Below are 23,527 nucleotides of genomic sequence, written 5' to 3' on the forward strand. Positions count from 1 at the left end.
AAATACAATACAATTGAAATACTTATCAATACTACTTGTCTTAAGCATTTTTACCTCTTGTAAAAAAGATAAGGGAGAAGATTCTACACCAATTAAGGAACAAAAAAAAGAAGTTATAATTAAAGATTTCGGTCTTATTTTCAATGATTATAAAGTGTTGAAAGACACTATTAAATCTGGAGATGTATTTGGGACAATAATGGATAAATATATTTTTCCAGACAGTTTAAATGTTCATCAAATAACTGAAAAAGTTAGAGATTCTTTCAATCCTAGAAGTATTAAAGCAGGAAAACCATATTTTATTTTTCTAGATAAAAAAAACCCAAAAAACATAAAGGCATTTGTCTACGTAAACAGTAAAATTAAATACACTTTAATTGATTTTAGAGATTCAGTAAGAGTAGTTAATAAAGAACGACCAACAACAATAAAAAGGAGAACAATAGCAGCTAAAATTGAAGGTTCATTGTCTGAAACTTTAAGCAAAGCTGGAGTTAGTGCTTCTTTAGCACCAAAATTAGCTAGTGTATATGCGTACTCAATTGACTTTTTTAAAATACAAAAAAACGATAATTTTGCAGTAACTATATACGAGAAATTCATCGAGGATTCTATTTATGTTGGAGTCGAAAGAATTGAATCATCATTTTTTGAACATAAAGGGAAAAAATATTACGCCTTTCCATACAAAACATCAGATTCTCAAAAAGAATACAGTTATTATGATGAGAACGGTAGAGGATTAAAAAGCATGTTTCTTAAAGCGCCCCTAGACTTCTTTAGAATATCATCTAAGTTCTCAGGCAGAAGATTTCATCCTGTTCAAGGTCGTTGGAAGGCTCATAATGGAACAGATTATGCTGCAGCCCATGGAACACCCATTAAAACAACTGCTTCGGGAGTTGTAGAACGAACAGGATATACTGGCGGAAACGGAAATTACGTTAAAGTAAGGCATAATGGAACATATTCAACTCAATATTTACACATGTCTAAAATTTTGGTAAGAAATGGACAACATGTAACTCAAGGTCAAATAATTGGAAAAGTAGGAAGTACTGGTCTAGCTACAGGGCCACATGTGTGTTATCGTTTTTGGAAAAATGGAGTGCAAGTTGACCCACTTCGTTTAAAATTACCAAATACCGAACCAATGAATGACAATGTTAAAGGAAAGTATTTGCAATATATAAAACCTTTAAAAGAAGAGTTAGACAATATAGAGGTTAAAAAATAATGATTCTACCTAATATAAATCCAACTGAAACATTAGCTTGGAAAGCACTTGAAGATCACTTTTGTAAAGTTAAAAATACAGAGATGAATGATCTTTTTGCGGCCGATGATTCAAGAGTAAATAATTTTCATGTAAAATGGAATAATTTTCTGTTGGATTATTCTAAAAATAGAATTGACAATAAAACAAGAGAACTTTTATTGGATTTAGTCAATGAGCTAAATTTAGAAAAAGTTATTACTTCTTATTTTAAAGGAGAAAACATCAATGAAACCGAAAACAGAGCTGTTCTTCATATGGCCCTTAGAGCAAAAGAAACAGAATCATTTTTAGTAAATGGTGTTAATGTTGTGCCTGAGGTATTTAAAGTTAAGAAGCAAATTGAACAATTTTCAAACAGTATTATAAAAGGTGATTTAAAAGGAAATTCAGGTAAAACATTTACTGATATTATTAATATTGGAATTGGCGGCTCAGATCTTGGACCTTCAATGGTTGTAAATGGACTAGGCTATTATAAAAATCATTTAAAAACCCACTTTGTTTCCAATGCCGATTCTGATTATGTTCAAGAATTATTACATACTTTAAATCCTGAAACAACATTAATTGTGGTTGTTTCTAAAACGTTTACTACAAGAGAGACTATAAATAATGCTCATTTAATAAAGAATTGGTTATTAGATTCTGATAAAATTATAAGTGCTGATGATCATTTTGTTGCTGTTACCGCAAATGTAGATGAAGCATGGTCATTCGGTGTAAATAAAGATTTTATTTTTCCTATTTGGGACTGGGTTGGAGGTCGTTTTTCATTATGGAGCGCCGTTGGTTTATCAATAAGTTTAAGCCTTGGTTTTGATAATTTTGAAAAACTACTGAAAGGCGCAAATGAAATGGACTTGCATTTTAAAAAAGAATCATTTGATAAAAATATTCCAATTTTACTCGCTTTAATTGGTGTTTGGAACAATAATTTTCTAAAAGCAGAGACTGAAGCAATCATACCTTATTCGCAATATTTGCAAAAATTACCTTCATACTTACAGCAAAGTGTAATGGAAAGTAATGGAAAAAACATCGACAGAAATGGTAACGAAGTAAATTACCAAACATCACAAATTGTTTGGGGTGAGCCAGGAACAAATGCACAACATGCATTTTTTCAATTGTTTCATCAAGGAACAAAAATTATTCCTGTTGATTTTATAGGATTTAAAAAGCCGCTTAATGCGACTGTAAAATCACATAATGAGTTTATGGCTAATTTTTTTGCGCAATCTGAAGCCTTGTTAAAAGGAAAAGCATTAGGGGAAGCAAAGCAAGAATTAATCAATGAAGGGTGTTCAAATGAGGAGATTCAAAAATTAGCGCCATTTAAAGTTTTCAAAGGAAATAAGCCTTCGAATACTATTCTAATTGATAAATTGACACCTGAAAATTTAGGTGCGCTAATTGCCATGTATGAGCATAAAATATTTGTACAAGGAATTATTTGGAATATTTACAGCTTTGATCAATGGGGTGTTGAATTAGGAAAAACATTAGCCTCATCTATTATTAAAGAATTAAATTCTGAAATAAACACAAATCATGACGCTTCAACTTCTTTTTTACTAAATGAATTTAGGAAATAATATTTAGTTATATTTGTTAAACTAAAACATCTATTTATGTATCAAGTTATTCAACCGGCTCACTCAATATTTGCTTATATTGTTTTGTCAATTTTATTTTTAGCATCTATTAATGCAATTTCAGGAGTTGTTTCAAAAAGAGTCTTTAAAGAAAAAGATTTAAGAATTTCTTTATTTGCTTTAATATTATCGCACTTTCAATTGTTGATAGGTTTTGTTTTATATTTTGTTTCTCCAATGGGTTCTGCTTCTTTAGGTAATATGGAGAAGGCATTTAGGTTAACTTCATTAGAACATCCTTTAATGAATATAATAGCAATTGTATTAATCACTATAGGTTGGTCTAAACATAAAAAAGAAGAAAGTAATAATGGTAAGTTCAAGAAAATTGCTTTATTCTATACTTTAGGCTTAATTTTTATCTTATCAAAACTACCATGGGCCAATTGGTTTAATTAATTGGCATTGTTTTTGAAAATCTTAAAGAAAATTTTTATGAAAAAGTATTTAAGATGTTTTTTAATTGTAGCACTAGGCTTTTTTATATTAAGTTTCTCTTTTAAAGAAAATTCTTTTAAAAGAAAAAAAGTTATACTTCATACTCAAGATACTTTAGAAATTTATCATACAAAACCGTATAAAAAAAATGTTCACGCTTCTTATTATTCAGATAAGTTAAATGGAAGAAAAACCGCAAACGGGCAGGTTTTTAATAATTCTAAATATACAGCAGCACATAAAACCTTAAAGTTTGGAACGAGAGTTAAAGTTACAAATATTGTAAATGATAAATCGGTAATTGTAACGATAAACGATAGAGGTCCTTTTGTAAAAGGAAGGGAAATTGACCTTACTAAAAAAGCCTTTATGGAAATTGCCAAGAACAAGCAAAGAGGAGGTTTGACAGTAAATTTAGAAATTGTAGAATAAATCGATTACCAGTTTTTAAAAGGTTTTTTGCTTAAATATGAATTATAGTATCGTTCATCACCAGTAACTTCTTCACCAAGCCAATCTGGTTTTTCAAAATGTTCATTTTCAGATTTCAATTCAATTTCGGCAATAATTAAACCTTCGTTGTCTTTAGCAAAAACATCTACTTCATAAACATGTACTCCAACTATTACTTCATATCTGATTTTATCAATAACGCCTATTTCGCAAAGTCTTAATAAGTTTTCAGCATCTGCATAAGATATTTCCTTTTCCCATTCAAATCTAGTTAAGCCACTTTCGTTACTCTCTCCTTTAATTGTTAAGTAGCCATTTTCGCCTTTAAGACGAATCCTAACGGTTCTTTTAGGGTCAGACGACAAATAACCCTGAACAATTCTATTTTGCTTTGTAAACGTTTTTAAATAAACGTTCGAGGTTACTAAAAATTTCCGTTCTATTTCAAACATTTGCTTGCTTAAATTTTATAATTTCGTTCAAAATTAGAAATGATTTTTATAAATAACTAATTCATTTGAATTTATGAATATAAGGCATCAATTTCAACCTACAAAATCAGTAGAAGAATTGTTTAAAAACAATTTTGAAAATAATTTATATGCCGAAAATAATTTATTGTTTTTAGTTGACCTTGTTCAAGTTTTCAGACCTAAAAAACCTCTTAATGTTGAAGTAGTTTCAATCCGAGAATTAATTTTATTTATAGAAAACAATCCTAAATATAGTTCATTATTAAAAATCTACTTTAATCAAATAGTAAAGAAAAATAAATTTTCACGTTTATTATCAGAAGCGTGTATTATTAATAATAATCATTTTCTTACTGAGGTAAAAAAAAGAATTTTCGAAAAATTTTTACCTTATCAACCAGATAAAGATACACTTCAATTTGTTTTAAATCAGGTTTTTTATCTTGAATCTGATTCAATTTGGATTAATAAAATTTCAAATAAAGAAATTGTTTCTGTTTTTAATTTATTAGAGTTGAATGATATTTATAAGACCACAGCTAATGAAACTTCACTCTCAGAAGTTTTCCTTGCAATGCAATTATTAGCACAGAGAATAAGTGGAAGAGCTTTAGAGAACGATGTTATAAAAATGGTTCCTGAGTTTTCTAATTTAGAAAGCCCATTTATAGCTTTTGAGAAAGAATTAAGTCAAGCTGAGCAAATTGTTCGAAATACCAATGAACATTCTTTAAACTCAACAGATTTGATTTACAAGCAGCTTTTAATGCTGCACAAACAATGTGATGATTATATAGATAAAGCTTTTTTAAACAGCTCTAAATATGGAATCTCTCTTTCTGTAAATCAAAGTTTGCTTAGAATTAGACAACAACTATTAAGGTTGAAAGAATTAATGCCTTTTATTGTTGTGAATAAAGAAGAAGACAAGTTAAACAACAGTATTCAAATTGTACTTGAACTAATAAAATATAATTGTACTAAAAATAATTTAAAATCACTTTTTAATGAAAGCACACAGCTTATTGCTTTTGAAATAACTCAACATACTGCTAGGACGGGTCAAAAATATGTTACAGATTCTTATGGCGAATATTTTAAAATGTTTTTTGCTGCCGCAGGAGGAGGTTTAATCGTAGGTTTTTTATGTGTTTTTAAATTATTGTTTTCAAACGTTGATACTTCTGCATTTGGACATGCATTTTTATACAGTTTTAATTATGCATTTGGTTTTGTTGCAATATTTTTGCTTGGGTTTACCTTAGCTACCAAACAACCTGCAATGACGGCTGCTAGAATCGCTCAAGTCTTAGACGATGGAATGAAAAACAGAAATACTGACCCCGACAAGCATAAAGCATTTGCTAATTTATATTCAAAGATTTTTAGAACTCAATTTATTGCATTTATAGGAAATGTTTTAATTGCTTTTCCGGTTTCATTATTGATAGTTTGGGTTTTTCAATATTTTACAGGTTTTAATTTTGCAGCTTCTAAAGCCGATAAGTTGATAGATGCACTAAACCCTATTTACTCTTTGGCTCTTTTTCACGCAGCTATTGCGGGTGTTTTCTTGTTTATATCGGGAATTATATCTGGAAGTGTATCTAATAGAAATAAGCACAATCAAGTTCCTTATAGGATAAAGGAAAATCCTTTTTTAAAGCAAATTTTAGGCGTTAAGCGCACTATTAAATTAGCCAATTGGGTTGATTTAAACTGGGCAGGTGTAGTTTCAAATACTTGGTTTGGTATTTTTTTAGGTAGCACAGCTTCAGTAGGTGTTTTTTTAGGTTTAAATATAGATATTAGACATATTACTTTTGCAAGTGGAAATTTTGCTCTTGGTTTATATGGAAATGGTTTTAATGTTAATTCAACTACTATTTTTTGGTCTGTTTTAGGAGTTGGTTTAATTGGTTTTGTAAATTTTATTGTAAGTTTTACGTTGTCATTACTTTTGGCTTTTCGATCTCGTAACATTCCTTTAACTGAGTTGCATTTGTTAAATAAATCGATTTGGCATTATTTTTTAAGAAAGCCGTTCCATTTTTTTCTTCCTATAAAAGATTCTATTATGAAAGATATAAAAAATGTTTCTTCGTAAATTTGAAAGATGGAAGTACCTGTTCTTAGAAAGATTATTCATGTAGATATGGATGCGTTTTATGCATCTGTAGAGCAAATGGATTTTCCTGAGCTGAGAGGAAAACCATTAGCTGTTGGCGGAAACGAAACAAGAGGAGTTGTGAGTGCTGCAAGTTATGAAGCTCGAAAATTTGGTGTTCGAAGCGCAATGAGTGGCATTCAAGCCAAACGAAATTGTCCAGAACTTATTTTTGTGCCACCACGTTTTGATAGATATAAAGAGATTTCTAAAAAAATTAGAAAAATATTTTTCGATTATACCGATTTAGTTGAGCCACTTTCATTAGATGAAGCTTATTTAGACGTTACAGAAAACAAAAAGAACAATCCAAGCGCTTCCTTAATTGCTGAAGAAATTAGATTGCGAATTTTTAATGAAGTTGGTTTAACGGCTTCTGCAGGAATTTCTGTAAATAAATTTATTGCCAAAATTGCTTCAGATTATAATAAGCCAAATGGACAAAAAACTGTTAATCCTGGCGAAGTTTTAGATTTCCTTGAAAAATTAGATGTTAAGAAGTTTTACGGAGTGGGTAAAGTTACTGCCGATAAAATGTATCAATTAGGCATTTTTACAGGGTTGGATTTAAAGGAAAAAACATTAGAATTTTTAGAAAAAAACTTCGGAAACAGCGGAAAGCATTATTATCAAATTGTAAGAGGAGTTCATAACAGTGCGGTGAAACCTAACAGAAAGATAAAATCGATAGGAGCAGAACGAACCTTTAATGAAAATTTATCTTCTGAAATTTACATGGAAGATCGATTGTTTAATATTGCTACAGAACTTGATCGAAGACTTCATAAAAGTAAAATTTCGGGAAAGACGATTACTTTAAAAATAAAATACTCCGACTTTAGTCTTCAAACAAGAAGTAAGACTTTACAGTATTTTATTGCTGATAAAGATTTAATTTTTGAAGTAGCAAAAGACTTACTCTACCAAGAAAGATTGAAAAATTCAGTTCGTCTTTTAGGAATTTCTGTAAATAATTTAAATAACGAAGAAAAGAAAGAAAAAGAAATGCCCAAAAGTGTTTCAGTACAACTTCGTTTTGAGTTTAAAGAATAATCTTAAATTAGTAAAATGAAAAAAAGCTCAACAATTATAATTTTGTTTTTATCTTTTAATCTGTTTTCTCAAGAAGAAAATTTTTTTAAATGTGATAAAATAAAAACACAAATAATAGACAAGAAGTTATTTGATAGCTTGTCAAATGGGAAATTAATTGCAAGGTTTGATAGATATATTAACAATATTTATAAAGTTGTAATTGATGAAAAAGAGCTTTATTATGTTACTAAGTCTACAATGAAAAAGATAAAAAGATCTATAAAGAAGTATAAATGTGAAGGAGTAGTAATAAAAAAAATAGATAAGCTTGATGAAACTGGAATAAAAATTATAAGAGATTAAAATAAAAATCCCGCTTTTAACGGGATTTTTTTATGTTATATGTAGATGATAAATTAATCTCTACTTGATAGTTTTGATAGTAAACGTAAAAATTCAACGTATAACCAAACCAATGTAATCATCAATCCCATTGCGCTAAACCATTCCATGTATTTAGGCATTTGTTTTTCGGCGCCTTTTTCAATTTCATCGAAATCTAAGAATAAGTTTAAAGCTGCAATTACAATTACAAAAACACTTATTCCAATACTCATTAACGAATTTCCATGATGTACAGCTTCGAAAGTAATGAAAAACGATAAAATCCAAGACAATAAATAATAAGTCAAAATAGCTAAAGTTGCTGCAACTACAATTGATTTAAAACGTTCTGTTACTTTAACAATTTTGTATTTATATAAAGCAAAACATATAATAAATGTTATAAAGGTACAACTTACCGCTTGGATAACAATTCCAGGATAAGATGCTTCAAAATATGCAGAAATTCCACCAATAAATAAACCTTCAAATAAAGCATATCCTGGCGCAACCCATGGAGATGTGTGAGGCTTAAAAGCTGCAATAAGCACCAAAATCAAACCAACAATCGCCCCTCCAATTGTAAGTACTAAAGGGTTATAACCGTTAAAAGCCAACCACCATGTAATACATGCAGTAGTAAGTAACATAAGCAATAAAATGAAGCTTTTATTTATTGCACCACTAACGGTCATAGTTTCTTGTTGAAGAACAAGAGTTTCGTCAGCATTTTTGCTTGTATTATTAAAAGCTTTGCTTCCTAAAAACGGATTTTTTGATTCAAATTTCATGCACTAGAATTTATTATAGTTTTTTAAATGTGTTTTTTTATTCAATTTCTGAGACTCTTAATGTATTTACCATTCCTTTTTTTATAATAGGCATAGCAGCAAGATTAATAATCATATCTCCTTTTTCAACATGCCCATTTTCTTTGCATATTAAATTAATATCTTCAATAGTATCATCAGTACTTACAAACTTGTCATAGAAGAATGCTTTTACTCCCCATAGTAAATTCAATTGCGTTAAAATTCTTCTGTTTGAAGTAAAAACTAAAATATTAGAATTTGGTCTCCAAGCTGAAATTTGAAAAGCAGTATATCCACTATTTGTTAGCGTTGTAATTGCTTTTGCATTAATGTCATCTGCCATAATTGCTGCATGGTAGCAAATAGACTTTGTTACAAATCGATTTGTTCTTATGTAAGGAGCGTTTAAAGGCACTTTAATTAATGGAGAGTCTTCAACACTTCTAATGATTTTTGACATAGTTTCAATAACCTGAACAGGATAACTCCCTACAGAAGTTTCGCCAGAAAGCATAACAGCGTCTGCGCCATCCATTACTGAGTTAGCAACATCATTTACTTCAGCTCTTGTTGGTGTTAAACTTGTGATCATTGTTTCCATCATTTGTGTAGCAACAATTACAGGTATACGAGCAGTTTTTGCTCTATGAATTAATTTCTTTTGAATTAAAGGAACTTGTTCAGCAGGAATTTCAACTCCTAAATCACCTCTAGCAACCATTAAACCGTCACAAAAAGCAACAATTTTGTCGATGTTTTCGACCGCTTCAGGTTTTTCAATTTTTGCAATAATTGGAATTTTATGATCAGAATGTTTCGCGATTAAGTCTTGTAATTCTTCTAAATCATCTGAAGTTCTTACGAATGAAAGCGCAATCCAGTCTACTTTATTTTCTATTGCAAATAGTGCATCTTTAATGTCTTTTTTGGTTAAAGCTGGTAAAGATACTTTTGTGTTAGGGAGATTTACTCCTTTTTTAGATTTCAAAGGCCCGCCTTGAATTACAACCGCTTCAACTTCAGTTTTTTTATCAGTCTTTACCACTTCAAAAATTAACTTACCGTCGTCTAAAAGAATTCTTTCTCCAGGATTTACATCCTTTGGAAATTCTTTATAATTCATGTACACTTTTTCTGCAGTTCCTAACATGTCTTTTGCAGTTGTAAATGTAATTTTATCGCCTTTGTTTACGACTACATCTTCTTTCATTACACCTACTCTTAATTTCGGACCTTGTAAGTCGGCAAGAATAGAAGTTGTGTAATTAAATTCAGCATTTAATTCCCTTATTGTATTTATTCGGGCAGTTACATCTTCATAGTCAGCGTGGGAAAAGTTTATTCTAAAAACGTTTACTCCGGCATCAATCATTTCTTTAATAGTTTCTTTAGTACTGCATGCAGGACCTAAAGTTGCTACGATTTTTGTTTTTTTATTCATTTATATTTTAATTAAAATATTAAATTATTTTTTGATTTTAAGTTATCTATATCAAGTAAATAAGACATAGAAACTTGGCTGATTGATTCTATTTTTTTGGTTACTTCTTCAATTTTAAAAAAAGAATCAACATTCTCTATCTTTAATAGAAAATCTGCTTTTTTATATTCGGGTAATAAATATACGTTAACCTCCATGTTTTCAAATATTCCAACAGATTTTTTATTTGTAGAATTAATTGACGTTTTATTTTCAATTAAACTCCATTGAATATCTGTTTTTTTATCATCGAAAAAATAATGATTAAAAGCACTTTTTCCCTCATGAGTTTCTATCGCAATATTTAAATTATTTTTACAAAGCTGAATGTTTAACTCCTTGTTTAAGAAATAGGCTAATCGATAATCTTCTATTGATGTATGAATGGCAATTAATTCATAATCAATTGATAAAAAGTCAACTATTTGAATTTTATGAATAGCCATTTATGCCAGTTGTTTTGTAAATATACAATTTAAGAAACGTGTATTTGTTAAGAAATTATTTTTTTGTAATTATTTCTTGTAAAGCAAAATAGGCTCTTTTTGCAGCTTTTTCTTCTGCTTTCTTCTTAGATGTTTCTCTTGCTTTTGCTATGGTTTTGTTGTCAATATCTAATTTAACACCAAAAAAATGTTGATCTTCAGTTCCATTGTCTTCGAATATTTCAAAAACAAATTTCTTTTTTTCTTTTTGGCACCATTCTATTATTAAACTCTTGTAGCTTATAACTTTGCCTTCTAGTTTAGAAATGTCTACATAGGGTCCAATAACTTTTTTAAAAATAAATTTTTCACAATAAGAAAAACCCCTATCTAAATAAATAGCTCCAACTAGCCCTTCAAAAATATTCCCATGAATATTATCGCTAAAATGCTGAGGCTTAACTTTGCTGTCTACAAATTCAATTAGGTTTAAGTCTTTCCCTAACTCATTTAAATGTTCTCTACTTACAATTTTAGAGCGCATTTTAGTTAAATAGCCTTCATCGCCGCTTGGTACTTCATTGTATAAGTGCGCCGCAATAACACTGCCTAGCATAGCATCTCCTAAAAACTCTAATCTTTCGTAATTAAAAGGATAGCCATTTTTACCAATTTTGTTTGTTGAACGGTGTGTAAAAGCTTTCTGGTAATAAACCAAATTAAGTGGCTTAAAACCTAAGATTTTGCTGATTTTGTCAAAAAAAATCCCGTCTTCTTGAGAACGGGAGTTTTTCATTATTTTTTTTAAAAAACGCATTCGCTCTTATTCTTCTAATTTCTTAAATAATACGCAAGCATTATGTCCTCCAAAACCAAAAGTATTACTCATGGCAACTTTAACATCTCTTTTTTGAGCTTTGTTTAAAGTTAAATTCAATTCTGGATTAATATTTTCATCTACAACAGAATGATTAATTGTTGGTGGTATAATTCCATATTTAATAGATAATACAGATGCAATAGCTTCAATCCCACCAGCGGCACCTAAAAGGTGACCGGTCATTGATTTTGTTGAGTTGATATTGATGTTTTTTGCATGTGTTCCAAAAACAGCACTAATTGCTTTTAACTCTGCAACATCTCCTAATGGGGTAGATGTTCCATGTGTATTGATGTGATCTACATCTTCAGGTTGCATTCCTGCATCTCTTAAAGTGTTGTTCATTACTGCAATTACACCAAGTCCTTCAGGGTGTGGAGCTGTTAAGTGGTAAGCATCAGAAGACATTCCGCCACCTCCAACTTCACAATATATTTTAGCACCACGTGCTTTTGCATGTTCATATTCTTCAAGTACTAACGCTCCAGCTCCTTCTCCAAGTACAAAACCATCTCTAGTTGCGTCAAAAGGTCTAGAAGCAGTTTCAGGACTTTCATTTCTTGTAGATAAAGCATGCATAGAATTAAATCCACCCATACCTGCAATAGTTACAGCAGCTTCTGAACCACCAGTAATAATAACATCACACATTCCTAAACGAATGTAGTTAAATGCATCAATCATGGCATTAGCAGAAGACGCACATGCAGAAACCGTAGTGTAATTTGGTCCCATAAACCCATTTCGCATTGAAATGTGTGCAGGTGCAATGTCAGCAATCATTTTTGGAATAAAGAAAGGATTAAATTTTGGAGTACCATCGCCTTTAGCATAGTACAAAACTTCTTCTTGAAAAGTTTCTAAACCTCCAATTCCTGCTCCCCAAATAACTCCAACTCTATGTTTGTCAACGTTATCAGATGTAATACCAGCGTCTTTTATAGCTTCATCACTTGCAACAACAGCATATTGTGCAAACTTATCCATTCTACGAGCCTCTTTACGGTCAATAAAATCTTCTATATTGAAGTTTTTAACTTCACAAGCAAATTTTGTTTTATGTTTTTCAGTATCATAGTAAGTTATAGGTGCGGCACCACTTTTACCATTGATTAAACCGTCCCAGTACTCTTGAATGTTATTTCCAATAGGGGTAAGGGCTCCAAGACCAGTTACAACAACACGCTTTAATTGCATATAATTAAATTTTGGTTATATATAAAAAACCCAAAGTACTTTTAATAATGTAACTAAAAGAAACAATGGGTATTACATAGTTTTTATTTTAATGATTGTAATACAATCAATGTATTCTTCAAATCTAATAAAAGATTTTTAAAATCTCGAAGAAAAAATAATAACACTCATGAGTATGAACCCATGAGTGTATGATATTATTTTTTAGCTTCTTCGATGTAAGAAATAGCTTGACCTACAGTAGCAATGTTTTCTGCTTGGTCGTCTGGGATTTGAATATCGAATTCTTTTTCAAATTCCATAATTAGCTCAACAGTGTCTAATGAATCAGCTCCTAAATCATTTGTGAAGCTAGCTTCTGTTACAACCTCGTTTTCGTCAACACCTAATTTGTCTACGATAATCGCTTTTACTCTTGATGCAATGTCTGACATAATCTTTTAATTTTAATTTAATTTGTTGGCAAAAATAAAAAACTTTATTTTAAAACAACAATTTTGTTTCTAAATGTGACCACGAATTTAAAAAAAATAATTCATAAAGACTTCATTTTTCTATTTTTTACCAATTATTATTCTTTTTTTTGTGTAATTATAATTACAGGATATATGAAAAAAATAGTGCTATTCGCTTCTGGCAATGGTTCCAATGCCGAAAAGATTATATTACATTTCAAAAAATCAAGTCTTGCAAACGTAGTAACTATCTTTTCAAATAATCCTGATGCTAAAGTACTAGAAAAAGCAAAAAATCATCAAATTGAGGCTGTTGTTTTCAAAAAAACGGACCTAAATGATGGTTTTGTTCTTGAAAAGCTTCAAAAAGTGGAGCCAGATTTAATAGTTTTAGCCGGATTTTTATTAAAATTTCCAGAATCGATAATAAATAAATTTCCTAAAAAAGTAATTAATATTCATCCTGCACTATTGCCAAAATATGGTGGAAAAGGAATGTATGGAATGAATGTTCATAAAGCTGTTTTAGAAAACAAAGAAAAAGAAACCGGAATCACGATTCATTATGTAAATGAACATTATGATGAAGGGGAATATATCTCACAGCATAAAGTGTCTACTGAAAACTGTACTTCTGCTGAAGAAATTGCTAAAAAAATACAGGAATTAGAACATGAATATTTTCCAGAAGTAATTGAGAGATTGTTAGAAGGTTAGAGTTTTAGACTTTTTAGAAAGTCATTTCTAGTAATTTTTTATAAAATCTAATTAATCTAAAACCCTAACAATCTAAGAAGTCTAAAATGTCACACGAAGTTCACATATATACAGATGGCGCTGCCAAAGGAAATCCTGGCCCTTCTGGTTATGGTGTGGTTATGGAAATGGTAGGGACTCCTTATAAAAAAGAGTTTTATGAAGGTTTTAGATTATCTACCAATAATAGAATGGAACTTTTAGCTGTTATAGTTGGGTTAGAAAAGCTAAAAAGCCTAAAAACTAAAGTTTTAGTGGTTTCTGATTCTAAATATGTAATAGACTCTGTAGATAAAAGATGGGTTTTTCAATGGGAAAAGAAAAATTTTGCAGGAAAAAAGAATCCCGATTTATGGATGCGTTTTTTAAAAGCCTATCGAAACCATAAAGTAGATTTTCAATGGGTAAAAGGGCATAATAATCATCCGCAAAATGAACGTTGCGATGAATTAGCCGTTATGGCTTCACAACAAGAAAAGCTTTCGGTAGATGTTTTTTATGAAAGTTTAGATTCTGATATATTATTGTAAATCTTTAATTAAATCCTTTTCCATTGTTGTGTTCTGTAAAAGAAACCTATATAACCCCTTACATTTAAAAGGTCATTGTTTTCGTCATCTAGCCAAATTTTAGAGGTATACGTTTTTCCATTCTCAGGATCTGTAATTGTACCATTTGTATATATGTCACCATCTTTAGTCAGTTTTTTAATAATGACTAATCCTTCAATAGGTTTGTTTTTGTCGTTTCCTTTGCAGTAAATGCAAACTTTGTCTTTTTCGGCTTTGTTCAATACAGTAGTAATTTTGCCATAATATTCAGTTCCAATTTTGAATATTTCCACAATCGATTTTGCTTCATCTGTTTTGTCGTCAAATGTTTTCCATTTACCAACGATTGAGTTTTGGGAAAAACTTGTAATACATAATAGTAAAAGAGTAATGGTGAACAACTTAGATTTCATATTGTTTTTTACGAATATATAAAAAATCATTTATTTTTTATAGTTTTTACTCTTTGCATCTCTGAAACTAAAAGATTATCTTTGCAGCTTATTTCAAAGCAAGAATAATGAATAAATTATTGATAGTAGGAACAGTGGCTTTTGATGCTATTGAAACGCCTTTCGGAAAAACAGATAAAATTTTAGGTGGTGCGGCAACTTATATAGGTTTAGCGTCCAATTTTTTTAATGTAGACGCAGCGATTGTTTCGGTTGTAGGTGAGGATTTTCCTCAAGAATATTTAGATTTATTAACTAATAATGGTGTAAATATAGAGGGGATTGAGGTAGTTAAAGGTGGGAAAACATTCTTCTGGAGTGGGAAATACCATAACGACTTAAATTCTCGTGATACTTTAGTTACGGAGTTAAATGTATTAGCTGATTTTAATCCGGTTGTTCCTCAAGCTTATAAAAACTCTGATGTTGTTTTATTAGGAAACTTACATCCTTTAGTGCAATCTGGTGTTTTAGATCAAATGACAGAAAAGCCTAAGTTAATTGTTTTAGATACAATGAATTTTTGGATGGACTGTGCATTGCCAGAATTAATGGATGTTATTAAGCGTGTAGATGTGATTACTATTAATGATGAAGAAGCGCGCCAATTATCTGGAGAATATTCACTAGTAAAAGCAGCTCAGAAGATTCATGAAATGGGTCCAAAATATGTAGTAATTAAAAAAGGAGAACATGGAGCGTTATTGTTCCAAGACAAAGAAATTTTCTTTGCTCCGGCATTGCCATTGGAAGAAGTGTTTGATCCAACAGGAGCTGGAGATACATTTGCAGGTGGTTTTGCAGGCTATATTGCACAAAGTGAAAATATTTCGTTTGATAATATGAAAAACGGAATTATTTACGGTTCAAATTTAGCTTCATTTTGTGTCGAGAAATTTGGAACTGAACGAATGGAGAAATTAGGTAAAGAAGAAGTTATTGCTCGTTTACAACAATTTAAAGCATTAACGCAATTCGAAATAGAATTAGAAGAATAAAATGTGCCTCGAATTTTCGGGGCATTTTTGATATATTTTATTAGTAAGCATTACAACAACACACAACACAACAACAATGAGCGACGCTATTAAACACGAATGCGGAATTGCACTTCTAAGATTAAAGAAACCGTTAGAATTTTACAAAGAAAAATACGGTACAGCTTTCTATGGTGTACAAAAAATGTATTTACTAATGGAAAAACAGCACAATCGTGGTCAAGATGGTGCAGGTTTAGCAAGTATAAAATTAGATGTTGCTCCAGGGCAACGTTATATAAGTCGTATTCGTTCTAACGATGCAAATCCTATTAAGGATGTTTTTGCACAAGTAAATGAGCGAATTAATCATGAGTTATTAGAGCATCCAGAATATCAAAATGATGTACAGTTGCAAAAAGATAATATTCCTTACATAGGTGAATTGTTTTTAGGTCACGTTCGTTATGGAACTTTTGGAAAAAACAGTATCGAAAGCGTTCATCCATTTTTACGTCAGAATAATTGGATGCATCGTAACCTTATTGTTGCAGGAAACTTTAACATGACTAATGTTAAGGAGCTTTTTGATAGTTTAGTAGAGTTAGGTCAACATCCAAAAGAGTTAGCTGATACGGTTACTGTAATGGAAAAAATAGGTCATTTCTTAGATGATGAGGTTACCGAAATTTACAAACAAGCTAAATTAGATGGATTCACAAAGCAAGAAGCTTCTAAAATAATTGTTGACCGATTAAATATCCCTAGAATATTAGAACGTGCTTCTCGCAATTGGGATGGTGGTTATGCAATGGCAGGTTTATTAGGCCATGGAGATGCATTTGTAATGCGTGATCCAGCAGGAATTCGTCCAGCTTATTTTTATGAAGATGATGAAATTGTTGTAGTTGCTTCAGAAAGACCAGTTATTCAAACTGTTTTCAATGTCCCTTTTGAAAAAGTACAAGAACTAGCGCCAGGAAATGCAATTGTAGTTAAAAAAGACGGTTCGGTTTCTCTAAATGAAATAAGAATACCTTTAGTTAAAAAAGCTTGCTCATTTGAGCGAATTTACTTTTCTCGCGGAAGTGATGTAGAAATTCACCAAGAACGTAAAAAATTAGGAAGATTAATTTTTCCAGCCATTTTAAAGTCAATCGATAACGATACTGACAACACTGTTTTTTCATATATACCAAATACAGCTGAAACTTCTTTTTACGGAATGGTTGAAGCGGCTCAAGATTTCTTGAACCAGAGAAAAACTACAGAAATTTTAAATAATAAGGAAAAACTTTCTGAAGAAAAACTAGCTAAAATTTTATCGGTTAAAATTCGAACAGAAAAAGTAGCGATTAAAGATGCTAAACTAAGAACTTTCATTACTGAAGATAGTAGTAGAGATGATTTAGTTGCCCATGTTTACGATGTTACATATGGAGTAGTGAAAACGACTGATAATTTGGTTATTATTGATGATAGTATTGTAAGAGGAACAACTCTTAAACAAAGTATCATTAAAATGATGGATAGGCTTAGGCCAAAGAAAATTGTTGTAGTTTCATCTGCACCACAAATTCGTTATCCAGATTGTTATGGTATTGACATGGCAAAACTTGAAGGTTTAGTTGCTTTTAGAGCCGCTATGGAGTTACTGAAAGACAAAGATTTACTTCATATAGTTGAAGAGGTTTATAAAAAATCAAAAGCGCAAGAAAATTTAAAAGACGCTGAGGTTGTAAATTTTGTAAAAGAAATTTATGCACCATTTACAGATGAAGAAATATCAGACAAGATATCAGAAATGCTAACGCCAGAGGATACAAACGCAGAAGTGAAAATTATTTATCAAACGGTAGGTGATTTACACATAGCGTGTCCAAAAAATCTTGGTGATTGGTACTTTACAGGAGATTATCCTACGAATGGTGGAAACAGAGTTGTAAACAGAGCATTCTTAAATTTTTATGAAGGAAATGATGCTCGAGCATATTAATTATGCACTTTAACGATTATATTGTACGTTAAACAATTATTTAATTGATTTAACATTTGTCTACCTTACTTTAGCCCTACCAGAAAATTAGTAGGTTAAGTTTTATGGTAGATTTGGGGCAAAAAGGTGAAAGCAATTTCACCTTTTTTTTGTTTTATTAAATCAAGTTTTTTTTAAATTGCCTTAAATAAACTAAAATAATGTCGTTTATCGACTATTTAGGTTGTTCATCAATTTTTTTGTGTTAAAAATATAAATCAATCTACTTTAGCTCTACCAAAAAATTAGTAGGTTAAGTTTTATGGTAGATTTGGGGCAAAAAGGTGAAAGCAATTTCACCTTTTTTTTATTTTATAAAGGTTTGAAATAAAAAAAGGCTCGCAATTGCGAACCTTTTTTATAATTTTTTTTTAAATTATTTTGCTACAGCAAATCTTCTTGCAACTTCTGTCCAGTCTACAACATTAACGAATTCTTCAATATAATCTGGGCTTCTGTTGTGATAGTTTAAATAATAAGCATGTTCCCAAACATCAAGGCCTAAAACAGGTGTTCCCTCACATCCAATTCCTGCCATTAAAGGATTGTCTTGATTTGCAGAACTGCAAACTTCTAATTTTCCTTCTTTATTAATGCAAAGCCAAGCCCATCCTGAACCAAAACGAGTTGCAGCAGCTTTTGCAAATGCAGCTTTAAAATCATTGAAATTTCCAAAAGCATCATCAATTGCACTGGCTAATTCACCTGTTGGTAAACCACCACCATTTGGAGACATTACAGTCCAAAATAAACTGTGATTGTAAAAACCACCACCGTTATTTCTAACAGCAGCATTATTCATGTCAAGGTTTAGTAAAATGTTTTCAATTGTTTTACCTTCTAAATCAGTTCCTAAGATTGCAGCATTTAAATTAGTTGTGTATCCATTATGATGTTTAGAATGGTGTATTTCCATTGTTCTAGCATCAATATGTGGTTCAAGGGCGTCATACGCATATTGTAATTGTGGTAATTCGAAAGCCATAATTTATATATTTATATTAGTATTAGTAATTTCAAAGTTATAAATTTAACTTTGGATTAAAAAATAGATTGTTCTTATAACGCTATAATTAAGAAAAATATAACACATTGAATACACCCGCTTTTAGTTTATACGACGCTTCTGCAGGATCAGGTAAAACTTACACTCTAACAAAAGAGTATTTAAAAATTTTATTTAATTCGGCAACAAATGACGCTTATAAGAAAATTTTAGCCATCACTTTTACAAACAAGGCTGTTGAAGAAATGAAATCTCGTATTATTGATAATCTTTATGATTTTTCAAAAGAGAACACTTCTGCAAAATCTATGATGTTGTTAAAAGATATTGCTTTAGAAACAGGTTTGTCAGTTGCAACAATTAAGGATAAAGCTAAAGCTATCATTAAAAATATTATTCATAATTATACGGCTTTCGGAATTTCTACAATTGATAAGTTTACTCATAAAGTAATTCGTGCGTTTGCCCAAGATTTAAACTTACCTGCTAATTTTGAGGTTTCTTTAGATACTGATGCGCTTTTACAAGAAGCGGTTGATTTAGTAATCTCTAAAGTTGGAGAAGAAGAAACGCTTACAAATCTTTTAATTGAGTTTACGAAAAATAAGACCGATGATGATAAGAATTGGGATATTTCAAAAGAACTGTTTGAAGTTTCTAGGTTAATTACCAATGAAAACAATGCAAACGAATTAACCCAATTTGAAGATAAAACTTTCGATGATTTTTCTCAAATAAAAAAAGTTTTAAATGAAAGAATAATGTTTTTTCAGGAACAAAATTCTGGATTGGCGAATCAATGTTTTCAGATACTTTCCGATAATGGAATTGATTTAAAATCTTTTTCAAGAGCTACTTTTCCTAATCATATTACTAAAATTCAAGAAGGAAACTTAGAAAGTAAAGATTTTTCTAAATACGTTCATTTTGAAGATATTGCAATTAATAAAACAGCTAAAGATATCACTGATATTGAATCTGTTTCTGGAGACTTGCTTGTTTTGCTGCAAAAATGTTATTATAATTGCTCTAAAATGTCTTTTTATCAAGCGTTTCTCCAAAACATCAATCCACTTTCGTTATTAAACACCATTCATTTAGAATTTAAAAACATTCAAGAAGAAAAAAATATACTTTCCATTTCTGATTTTAATAAAATTATATTCAACGAAATACAAAATCAACCAGCTCCTTTTATATATGAGCGTTTAGGTGAAAAGTACCGCCATTTTTTTATCGATGAATTCCAGGACACTTCTATTATGCAGTGGAAAAACTTAATTCCATTAATTGATAATGCAGTTGCTGGTGAAGAAAACGGTGTAAAAGGAACCTTAATGTTAGTTGGTGATCCAAAACAATCAATTTATCGTTGGCGTGGTGGTAAAGCGGAGCAATTTATTAAGTTAAGTAAAACGGATAATATAAACGATTTAGATGAATATCCGTTTTCAAATAAGGACAAAGAGGTTTTTAGATTAGGAACAAATTACAGAAGTTATTCGGAAGTCATTTCGTTTAACAATAATTTTTTTGCTCATCTATCTGGTAAGTTTTCAAATGAAGATTATACCGATTTGTATTTAAACCACAGTCATCAAAAAATAAACTCTAAACTAGGCGGTTATGTAAACCTTTCGTTTATTGAAGTTCCAAAAGAAGAAAACGAAGATTTTTTTGCAGAGTTTGATGAAGACAATGTGTATTCGGCTAAAACAAAATATTATTTAAGTAAAACATTGGAAACCATTTACAGTGTTATAGATAAAGGTTTTCAGTTTAGGGATATTGTTTTGCTTACAAGAAAAAAATCAGATGGTGTTGCTTTGGCTAATTTTTTAACCGAAAATCAAATTCCGATTTTATCTTCGGAGACCTTATTGATTCAAAACGCGACTGAAGTAAAGCTAATTGTAAATTTATTAAAATATTTAAAGAGCAATAAAGATCAAGAATCAAAAGTTTATGTTTTGTATTATGTTGCCAAGAATTTACAAAAAACATATTCAATACACGATTTTATTGCGCTAACTAAAGATTTATCTGAAAAAGAATTAGAATTATTTTTAAAACAATTGAGTATTTCGGTTTCATTTCAAAATTGCAGAAAAAAATCATTGTACGAAGCCGTTGAAATTATTGTTGATACTTTTATTCAGGAAAAAACGAATACTTCTTATGTTCAGTATTTTTTGGACTTGGTTTTAGAAAGAGACAGTAAATTACAATCAAGTATTAGTGACTTTTTAGATTATTGGGAAAAAACAGGGTTTCAAAAAAGCATTCCTTCTCCTGAAGGAAATGACGCTATTCGAATAATGACCATCCATAAATCAAAAGGACTAGAGTTTCCAGTCGTTATATATCCTTTTGCAGATGAAGATTTTAACAGAAAAATTAGAAATAAAATTTGGGTTGATTTTGATGAGGATGAAGCAATAGAATTTCCAAAAGCATTAGTCAATTCTAAAAAGGAAGTGGTTGAATATGGCGAAAAAGCAAAAGAAACATACGAGACTAAAAATCAAGAAGAAATTCTAGACATCATAAATGTATTATATGTTGCTTTAACAAGAGCGGAAGAACAATTGTATGTGATTTCTAATCATTTGCTGAATAAATCAGGTTTACCTGATAATTTATCGTCTTACTTTATTGAGTATTTGCAAAATATTGGAATGTATAATGAAACAAAGTTGGAATATGAGTTTGGAAACCCTACAAAATGTTCAACCGCCATTCATGAAGTTAAAGAACAAAAAACAATTTCCTTAGTTAAGGAAAAACTAAATTCAAGTAATATAAAAATTACACAACGTGAAGCTTTAATGTGGAATACAGAGCAGCAACAAGCTATTGAGTTTGGAAATATTTTACATGAAATTATGTCTTTTGTTGTTTCAAAAAGCGACACAGAATTTGCGATTCAAAAAGCTATCGAAATTGGATTAATAACTACTTCTCAGTTAGAGCTTTTTGATAATAAGGTTAAGCAAATAGTCTCTAATAATGACTTGGCTGAATTTTTTAGTGGAAAAGGATTGGTTTATAACGAAGAAACGATTTTGAAAACCGGATACAAAAACCTAAAACCAGATAGAGTGGTTATTTTTAACAATGAAGCTTATCTTTTGGATTATAAAACAGGAGAGAAAAACCAAAAACACCAAAATCAAATAAATGAATATGCTTTTGTACTTCAGGAAATGGATTATAAAGTTGTAAAAAAAGCATTGGTTTATATAGGAGAAAAAATAGAAGTTGTACTTTTGTAGCTTCAGTTTAGAAATAGAAAAATTACGAATAACCTAATTAACATTTAAAAATGTACGGTAAAATACAACAACACTTAGAAAATGAATTAAACGCTATTCGCGAAAACGGATTGTTTAAGAAAGAACGAATTATTACAACTCCACAAGGAGCTGAAATAAAAGTTTCAACAGGTGAAACGGTTTTGAATTTTTGCGCAAACAATTATTTAGGGCTTTCTTCTCATCCAGAAGTGGTTCAAGCTGCTAAAGATGCTTTGGATTCTCATGGATTTGGAATGTCATCTGTTCGTTTTATTTGCGGAACGCAAGATATTCACAAAGAATTAGAAAAAGAAATCGCGGAATTCTATGGTACAGAAGACACTATTCTATATGCAGCTGCTTTTGATGCTAATGGTGGTGTTTTTGAACCTTTATTAGGTGAAGAAGATTGTATTATTTCTGATAGTTTAAATCATGCTTCTATTATAGATGGAGTTCGTTTGTGTAAAGCAGCTCGTTATCGTTACCAAAATAACGATATGGCTGATTTAGAAGCGCAACTTATTTCAGCTACTGAAAAAGGACATCGTTTTAAGCTAATTGTTACTGATGGTGTTTTCTCTATGGACGGTTTAGTTGCTCCATTAGATAAAATTTGCGATTTAGCAGATAAATATGATGCATTAGTCATGGTTGATGAATGTCATGCTGCTGGATTCATTGGTGCAACAGGAAAAGGAACACTAGAGGCTAAGAATGTAATGGGTCGTGTAGATATCATTACAGGAACGCTTGGAAAAGCTTTAGGTGGTGCAATGGGTGGATACACAACTGCTAAAAAAGAAGTTATTGAAATTTTACGTCAACGATCAAGACCTTATTTATTTTCAAATTCTTTAGCGCCATCAATTGTAGGTGCGTCTTTGAAAGTTTTTGAATTATTGAAAAAAGACACTTCGCTTAGAGATAAACTCGAATGGAATACTAATTATTTCAGAGATGGCATGAAAAAAGCAGGTTTCGATATCATTGATGGAGACTCAGCAATTGTGCCTGTAATGCTTTATGATGCTAAATTATCACAAAAAATGTCAGATGAATTACTTAAAAAAGGGGTTTATGTCATAGGTTTCTTCTTTCCAGTAGTCCCAAAAGACAAAGCAAGAATTAGAGTTCAATTGTCAGCCGCACATACAAAAGACCACTTGGATAAGGCAATAAGCGCATTTATTGAAGTAGGTAAAGATCTAAAAGTTATTTAAAATTGATATTTAGTAGTATTTTTTTTAACAAAATTTTTTGTAATTAAAAAAAAATACTATTTTTGCTATAATTATAACGTATTGTAATTAAATTA

The 23,527-nt window shown here is 30.4% G+C and carries 22 protein-coding genes; 13 read left to right on the plus strand and 9 right to left on the minus strand.

Annotated elements, in window-relative coordinates; translation table 11 throughout:
- Positions 1–13: 13 nt before the first annotated feature.
- From UXY25_RS00070 to UXY25_RS00085, 4 genes are read left to right on the plus strand one after another with little or no spacing between them, the layout of a single operon-like run.
- Entirely contained in the window at positions 14–1,240 is a 1,227-nt protein-coding gene (locus tag UXY25_RS00070; protein WP_320813952.1) for a M23 family metallopeptidase, read from the plus strand.
- On the plus strand, positions 1,240–2,877 hold the full coding sequence (gene pgi / locus UXY25_RS00075; RefSeq protein WP_320813953.1) for a glucose-6-phosphate isomerase: 1,638 nt from the start codon (positions 1,240–1,242) through the stop codon (positions 2,875–2,877). Before UXY25_RS00070 ends, pgi begins: the two co-directional genes overlap by 1 nt.
- Positions 2,878–2,913: 36 nt before the next feature.
- A complete protein-coding gene (locus UXY25_RS00080; protein WP_320813954.1) occupies positions 2,914–3,336 on the plus strand; it encodes a hypothetical protein in 423 nt (140 codons plus the stop codon).
- A gap of 36 nt (positions 3,337–3,372) precedes the next feature.
- Entirely contained in the window at positions 3,373–3,807 is a 435-nt protein-coding gene (locus UXY25_RS00085) for a septal ring lytic transglycosylase RlpA family protein (protein ID WP_320813955.1), read from the plus strand.
- Between the two features lie 5 nt (positions 3,808–3,812).
- On the opposite strand, the gene UXY25_RS00090 is transcribed toward UXY25_RS00085, so the two are convergent.
- Positions 3,813–4,280: a CYTH domain-containing protein gene (locus UXY25_RS00090; RefSeq protein WP_320813956.1), complete on the minus strand. Its 468-nt coding sequence runs from the start codon at positions 4,278–4,280 to the stop codon at positions 3,813–3,815.
- 73 nt (positions 4,281–4,353) lie between these two features.
- Here UXY25_RS00090 and UXY25_RS00095 point away from each other — a divergent pair, with 73 nt between their 5' ends.
- From UXY25_RS00095 to UXY25_RS00105, 3 genes are read left to right on the plus strand one after another with little or no spacing between them, the layout of a single operon-like run.
- Entirely contained in the window at positions 4,354–6,408 is a 2,055-nt protein-coding gene (locus UXY25_RS00095) for a recombinase (RefSeq protein ID WP_320813957.1), read from the plus strand.
- Between the two features lie 9 nt (positions 6,409–6,417).
- The gene (gene dinB / locus UXY25_RS00100; RefSeq protein WP_320813958.1) at positions 6,418–7,521 is read left to right on the plus strand and encodes a DNA polymerase IV; all 1,104 of its coding nucleotides are present in this window, start codon (positions 6,418–6,420) and stop codon (positions 7,519–7,521) included.
- Between the two features lie 15 nt (positions 7,522–7,536).
- The gene (locus UXY25_RS00105; RefSeq protein ID WP_320813959.1) at positions 7,537–7,866 is read left to right on the plus strand and encodes a hypothetical protein; all 330 of its coding nucleotides are present in this window, start codon (positions 7,537–7,539) and stop codon (positions 7,864–7,866) included.
- Between the two features lie 53 nt (positions 7,867–7,919).
- On the opposite strand, the gene UXY25_RS00110 is transcribed toward UXY25_RS00105, so the two are convergent.
- The 6 genes from UXY25_RS00110 to UXY25_RS00135 form a co-directional block, all read right to left on the minus strand.
- Complete coding sequence (locus tag UXY25_RS00110) at positions 7,920–8,678, minus strand: Bax inhibitor-1/YccA family protein (RefSeq protein WP_320813960.1); 759 nt, start codon at positions 8,676–8,678, stop codon at positions 7,920–7,922.
- A 37-nt stretch (positions 8,679–8,715) separates the two neighbouring features.
- The gene (gene pyk, locus UXY25_RS00115; RefSeq protein WP_320813961.1) at positions 8,716–10,140 is read right to left on the minus strand and encodes a pyruvate kinase; all 1,425 of its coding nucleotides are present in this window, start codon (positions 10,138–10,140) and stop codon (positions 8,716–8,718) included.
- Between the two features lie 11 nt (positions 10,141–10,151).
- Positions 10,152–10,625 (minus strand): IPExxxVDY family protein, encoded by a 474-nt coding sequence (locus tag UXY25_RS00120; RefSeq protein ID WP_320813962.1) that lies wholly within the window; start codon positions 10,623–10,625, stop codon positions 10,152–10,154.
- 55 nt (positions 10,626–10,680) lie between these two features.
- Positions 10,681–11,421: a ribonuclease III family protein gene (locus UXY25_RS00125; protein WP_320813963.1), complete on the minus strand. Its 741-nt coding sequence runs from the start codon at positions 11,419–11,421 to the stop codon at positions 10,681–10,683.
- Positions 11,422–11,427: 6 nt separating this feature from the next.
- Positions 11,428–12,681, minus strand: coding sequence for a beta-ketoacyl-ACP synthase II (fabF, locus tag UXY25_RS00130; RefSeq protein WP_320813964.1), 1,254 nt, complete (start codon positions 12,679–12,681; stop codon positions 11,428–11,430).
- Positions 12,682–12,878: 197 nt separating this feature from the next.
- Positions 12,879–13,115, minus strand: coding sequence for an acyl carrier protein (locus tag UXY25_RS00135; protein WP_007137004.1), 237 nt, complete (start codon positions 13,113–13,115; stop codon positions 12,879–12,881).
- Between the two features lie 174 nt (positions 13,116–13,289).
- Here UXY25_RS00135 and UXY25_RS00140 point away from each other — a divergent pair, with 174 nt between their 5' ends.
- Both UXY25_RS00140 and rnhA read left to right on the plus strand, forming a co-directional pair.
- Positions 13,290–13,853 (plus strand): phosphoribosylglycinamide formyltransferase, encoded by a 564-nt coding sequence (locus UXY25_RS00140; RefSeq protein WP_320813965.1) that lies wholly within the window; start codon positions 13,290–13,292, stop codon positions 13,851–13,853.
- Positions 13,854–13,939: 86 nt separating this feature from the next.
- Positions 13,940–14,422, plus strand: coding sequence for a ribonuclease HI (gene rnhA / locus UXY25_RS00145; RefSeq protein WP_320813966.1), 483 nt, complete (start codon positions 13,940–13,942; stop codon positions 14,420–14,422).
- 8 nt (positions 14,423–14,430) lie between these two features.
- Here the strand turns inward: rnhA and UXY25_RS00150 are convergent, their stop codons facing one another.
- Positions 14,431–14,856, minus strand: a complete 426-nt coding sequence (locus UXY25_RS00150) for a DUF2147 domain-containing protein (RefSeq protein ID WP_320813967.1) — start codon at positions 14,854–14,856, stop codon at positions 14,431–14,433.
- 107 nt (positions 14,857–14,963) lie between these two features.
- Between UXY25_RS00150 and UXY25_RS00155 the strand changes: the two genes are divergently transcribed.
- Together UXY25_RS00155 and UXY25_RS00160 are read left to right on the plus strand one after the other, a co-directional pair.
- Positions 14,964–15,893 (plus strand): PfkB family carbohydrate kinase, encoded by a 930-nt coding sequence (locus UXY25_RS00155; RefSeq protein ID WP_320813968.1) that lies wholly within the window; start codon positions 14,964–14,966, stop codon positions 15,891–15,893.
- A 76-nt stretch (positions 15,894–15,969) separates the two neighbouring features.
- On the plus strand, positions 15,970–17,868 hold the full coding sequence (locus UXY25_RS00160) for an amidophosphoribosyltransferase (RefSeq protein ID WP_320813969.1): 1,899 nt from the start codon (positions 15,970–15,972) through the stop codon (positions 17,866–17,868).
- Positions 17,869–18,283: 415 nt separating this feature from the next.
- On the opposite strand, the gene UXY25_RS00165 is transcribed toward UXY25_RS00160, so the two are convergent.
- Complete coding sequence (locus UXY25_RS00165; RefSeq protein WP_320813970.1) at positions 18,284–18,892, minus strand: superoxide dismutase; 609 nt, start codon at positions 18,890–18,892, stop codon at positions 18,284–18,286.
- Positions 18,893–18,999: 107 nt separating this feature from the next.
- On the opposite strand from UXY25_RS00165, the gene UXY25_RS00170 reads away from it, so the two are divergent.
- Positions 19,000–22,188: a UvrD-helicase domain-containing protein gene (locus UXY25_RS00170; RefSeq protein ID WP_320813971.1), complete on the plus strand. Its 3,189-nt coding sequence runs from the start codon at positions 19,000–19,002 to the stop codon at positions 22,186–22,188.
- Positions 22,189–22,238: 50 nt separating this feature from the next.
- The gene (kbl, locus tag UXY25_RS00175; RefSeq protein WP_320813972.1) at positions 22,239–23,432 is read left to right on the plus strand and encodes a glycine C-acetyltransferase; all 1,194 of its coding nucleotides are present in this window, start codon (positions 22,239–22,241) and stop codon (positions 23,430–23,432) included.
- The last annotated feature ends 95 nt before the right edge of the window (positions 23,433–23,527 follow it).

The organism is Flavobacterium sp. (genome assembly GCF_034111225.1).
GTDB lineage: Bacteria > Bacteroidota > Bacteroidia > Flavobacteriales > Flavobacteriaceae > Flavobacterium.

Bases quoted from the DNA above. Each gene is read 5' to 3' on its own strand.
- UXY25_RS00085 (WP_320813955.1), top strand. From the start codon at position 3,373: ATGAAAAAGTATTTAAGATGTTTTTTAATTGTAGCACTAGGCTTTTTT.
- UXY25_RS00160 (WP_320813969.1), top strand. From the start codon at position 15,970: ATGAGCGACGCTATTAAACACGAATGCGGAATTGCACTTCTAAGATTA.
- UXY25_RS00120 (WP_320813962.1), bottom strand. From the start codon at position 10,625: ATGGCTATTCATAAAATTCAAATAGTTGACTTTTTATCAATTGATTAT.
- UXY25_RS00125 (WP_320813963.1), bottom strand. From the start codon at position 11,421: ATGCGTTTTTTAAAAAAAATAATGAAAAACTCCCGTTCTCAAGAAGAC.
- UXY25_RS00135 (WP_007137004.1), bottom strand. From the start codon at position 13,115: ATGTCAGACATTGCATCAAGAGTAAAAGCGATTATCGTAGACAAATTA.
- UXY25_RS00105 (WP_320813959.1), top strand. From the start codon at position 7,537: ATGAAAAAAAGCTCAACAATTATAATTTTGTTTTTATCTTTTAATCTG.
- fabF (WP_320813964.1), bottom strand. From the start codon at position 12,681: ATGCAATTAAAGCGTGTTGTTGTAACTGGTCTTGGAGCCCTTACCCCT.
- rnhA (WP_320813966.1), top strand. From the start codon at position 13,940: ATGTCACACGAAGTTCACATATATACAGATGGCGCTGCCAAAGGAAAT.
- dinB (WP_320813958.1), top strand. From the start codon at position 6,418: ATGGAAGTACCTGTTCTTAGAAAGATTATTCATGTAGATATGGATGCG.
- UXY25_RS00155 (WP_320813968.1), top strand. From the start codon at position 14,964: ATGAATAAATTATTGATAGTAGGAACAGTGGCTTTTGATGCTATTGAA.
- UXY25_RS00095 (WP_320813957.1), top strand. From the start codon at position 4,354: ATGAATATAAGGCATCAATTTCAACCTACAAAATCAGTAGAAGAATTG.
- kbl (WP_320813972.1), top strand. From the start codon at position 22,239: ATGTACGGTAAAATACAACAACACTTAGAAAATGAATTAAACGCTATT.
- UXY25_RS00140 (WP_320813965.1), top strand. From the start codon at position 13,290: ATGAAAAAAATAGTGCTATTCGCTTCTGGCAATGGTTCCAATGCCGAA.
- UXY25_RS00080 (WP_320813954.1), top strand. From the start codon at position 2,914: ATGTATCAAGTTATTCAACCGGCTCACTCAATATTTGCTTATATTGTT.
- UXY25_RS00110 (WP_320813960.1), bottom strand. From the start codon at position 8,678: ATGAAATTTGAATCAAAAAATCCGTTTTTAGGAAGCAAAGCTTTTAAT.
- pgi (WP_320813953.1), top strand. From the start codon at position 1,240: ATGATTCTACCTAATATAAATCCAACTGAAACATTAGCTTGGAAAGCA.
- UXY25_RS00090 (WP_320813956.1), bottom strand. From the start codon at position 4,280: ATGTTTGAAATAGAACGGAAATTTTTAGTAACCTCGAACGTTTATTTA.
- pyk (WP_320813961.1), bottom strand. From the start codon at position 10,140: ATGAATAAAAAAACAAAAATCGTAGCAACTTTAGGTCCTGCATGCAGT.
- UXY25_RS00165 (WP_320813970.1), bottom strand. From the start codon at position 18,892: ATGGCTTTCGAATTACCACAATTACAATATGCGTATGACGCCCTTGAA.
- UXY25_RS00150 (WP_320813967.1), bottom strand. From the start codon at position 14,856: ATGAAATCTAAGTTGTTCACCATTACTCTTTTACTATTATGTATTACA.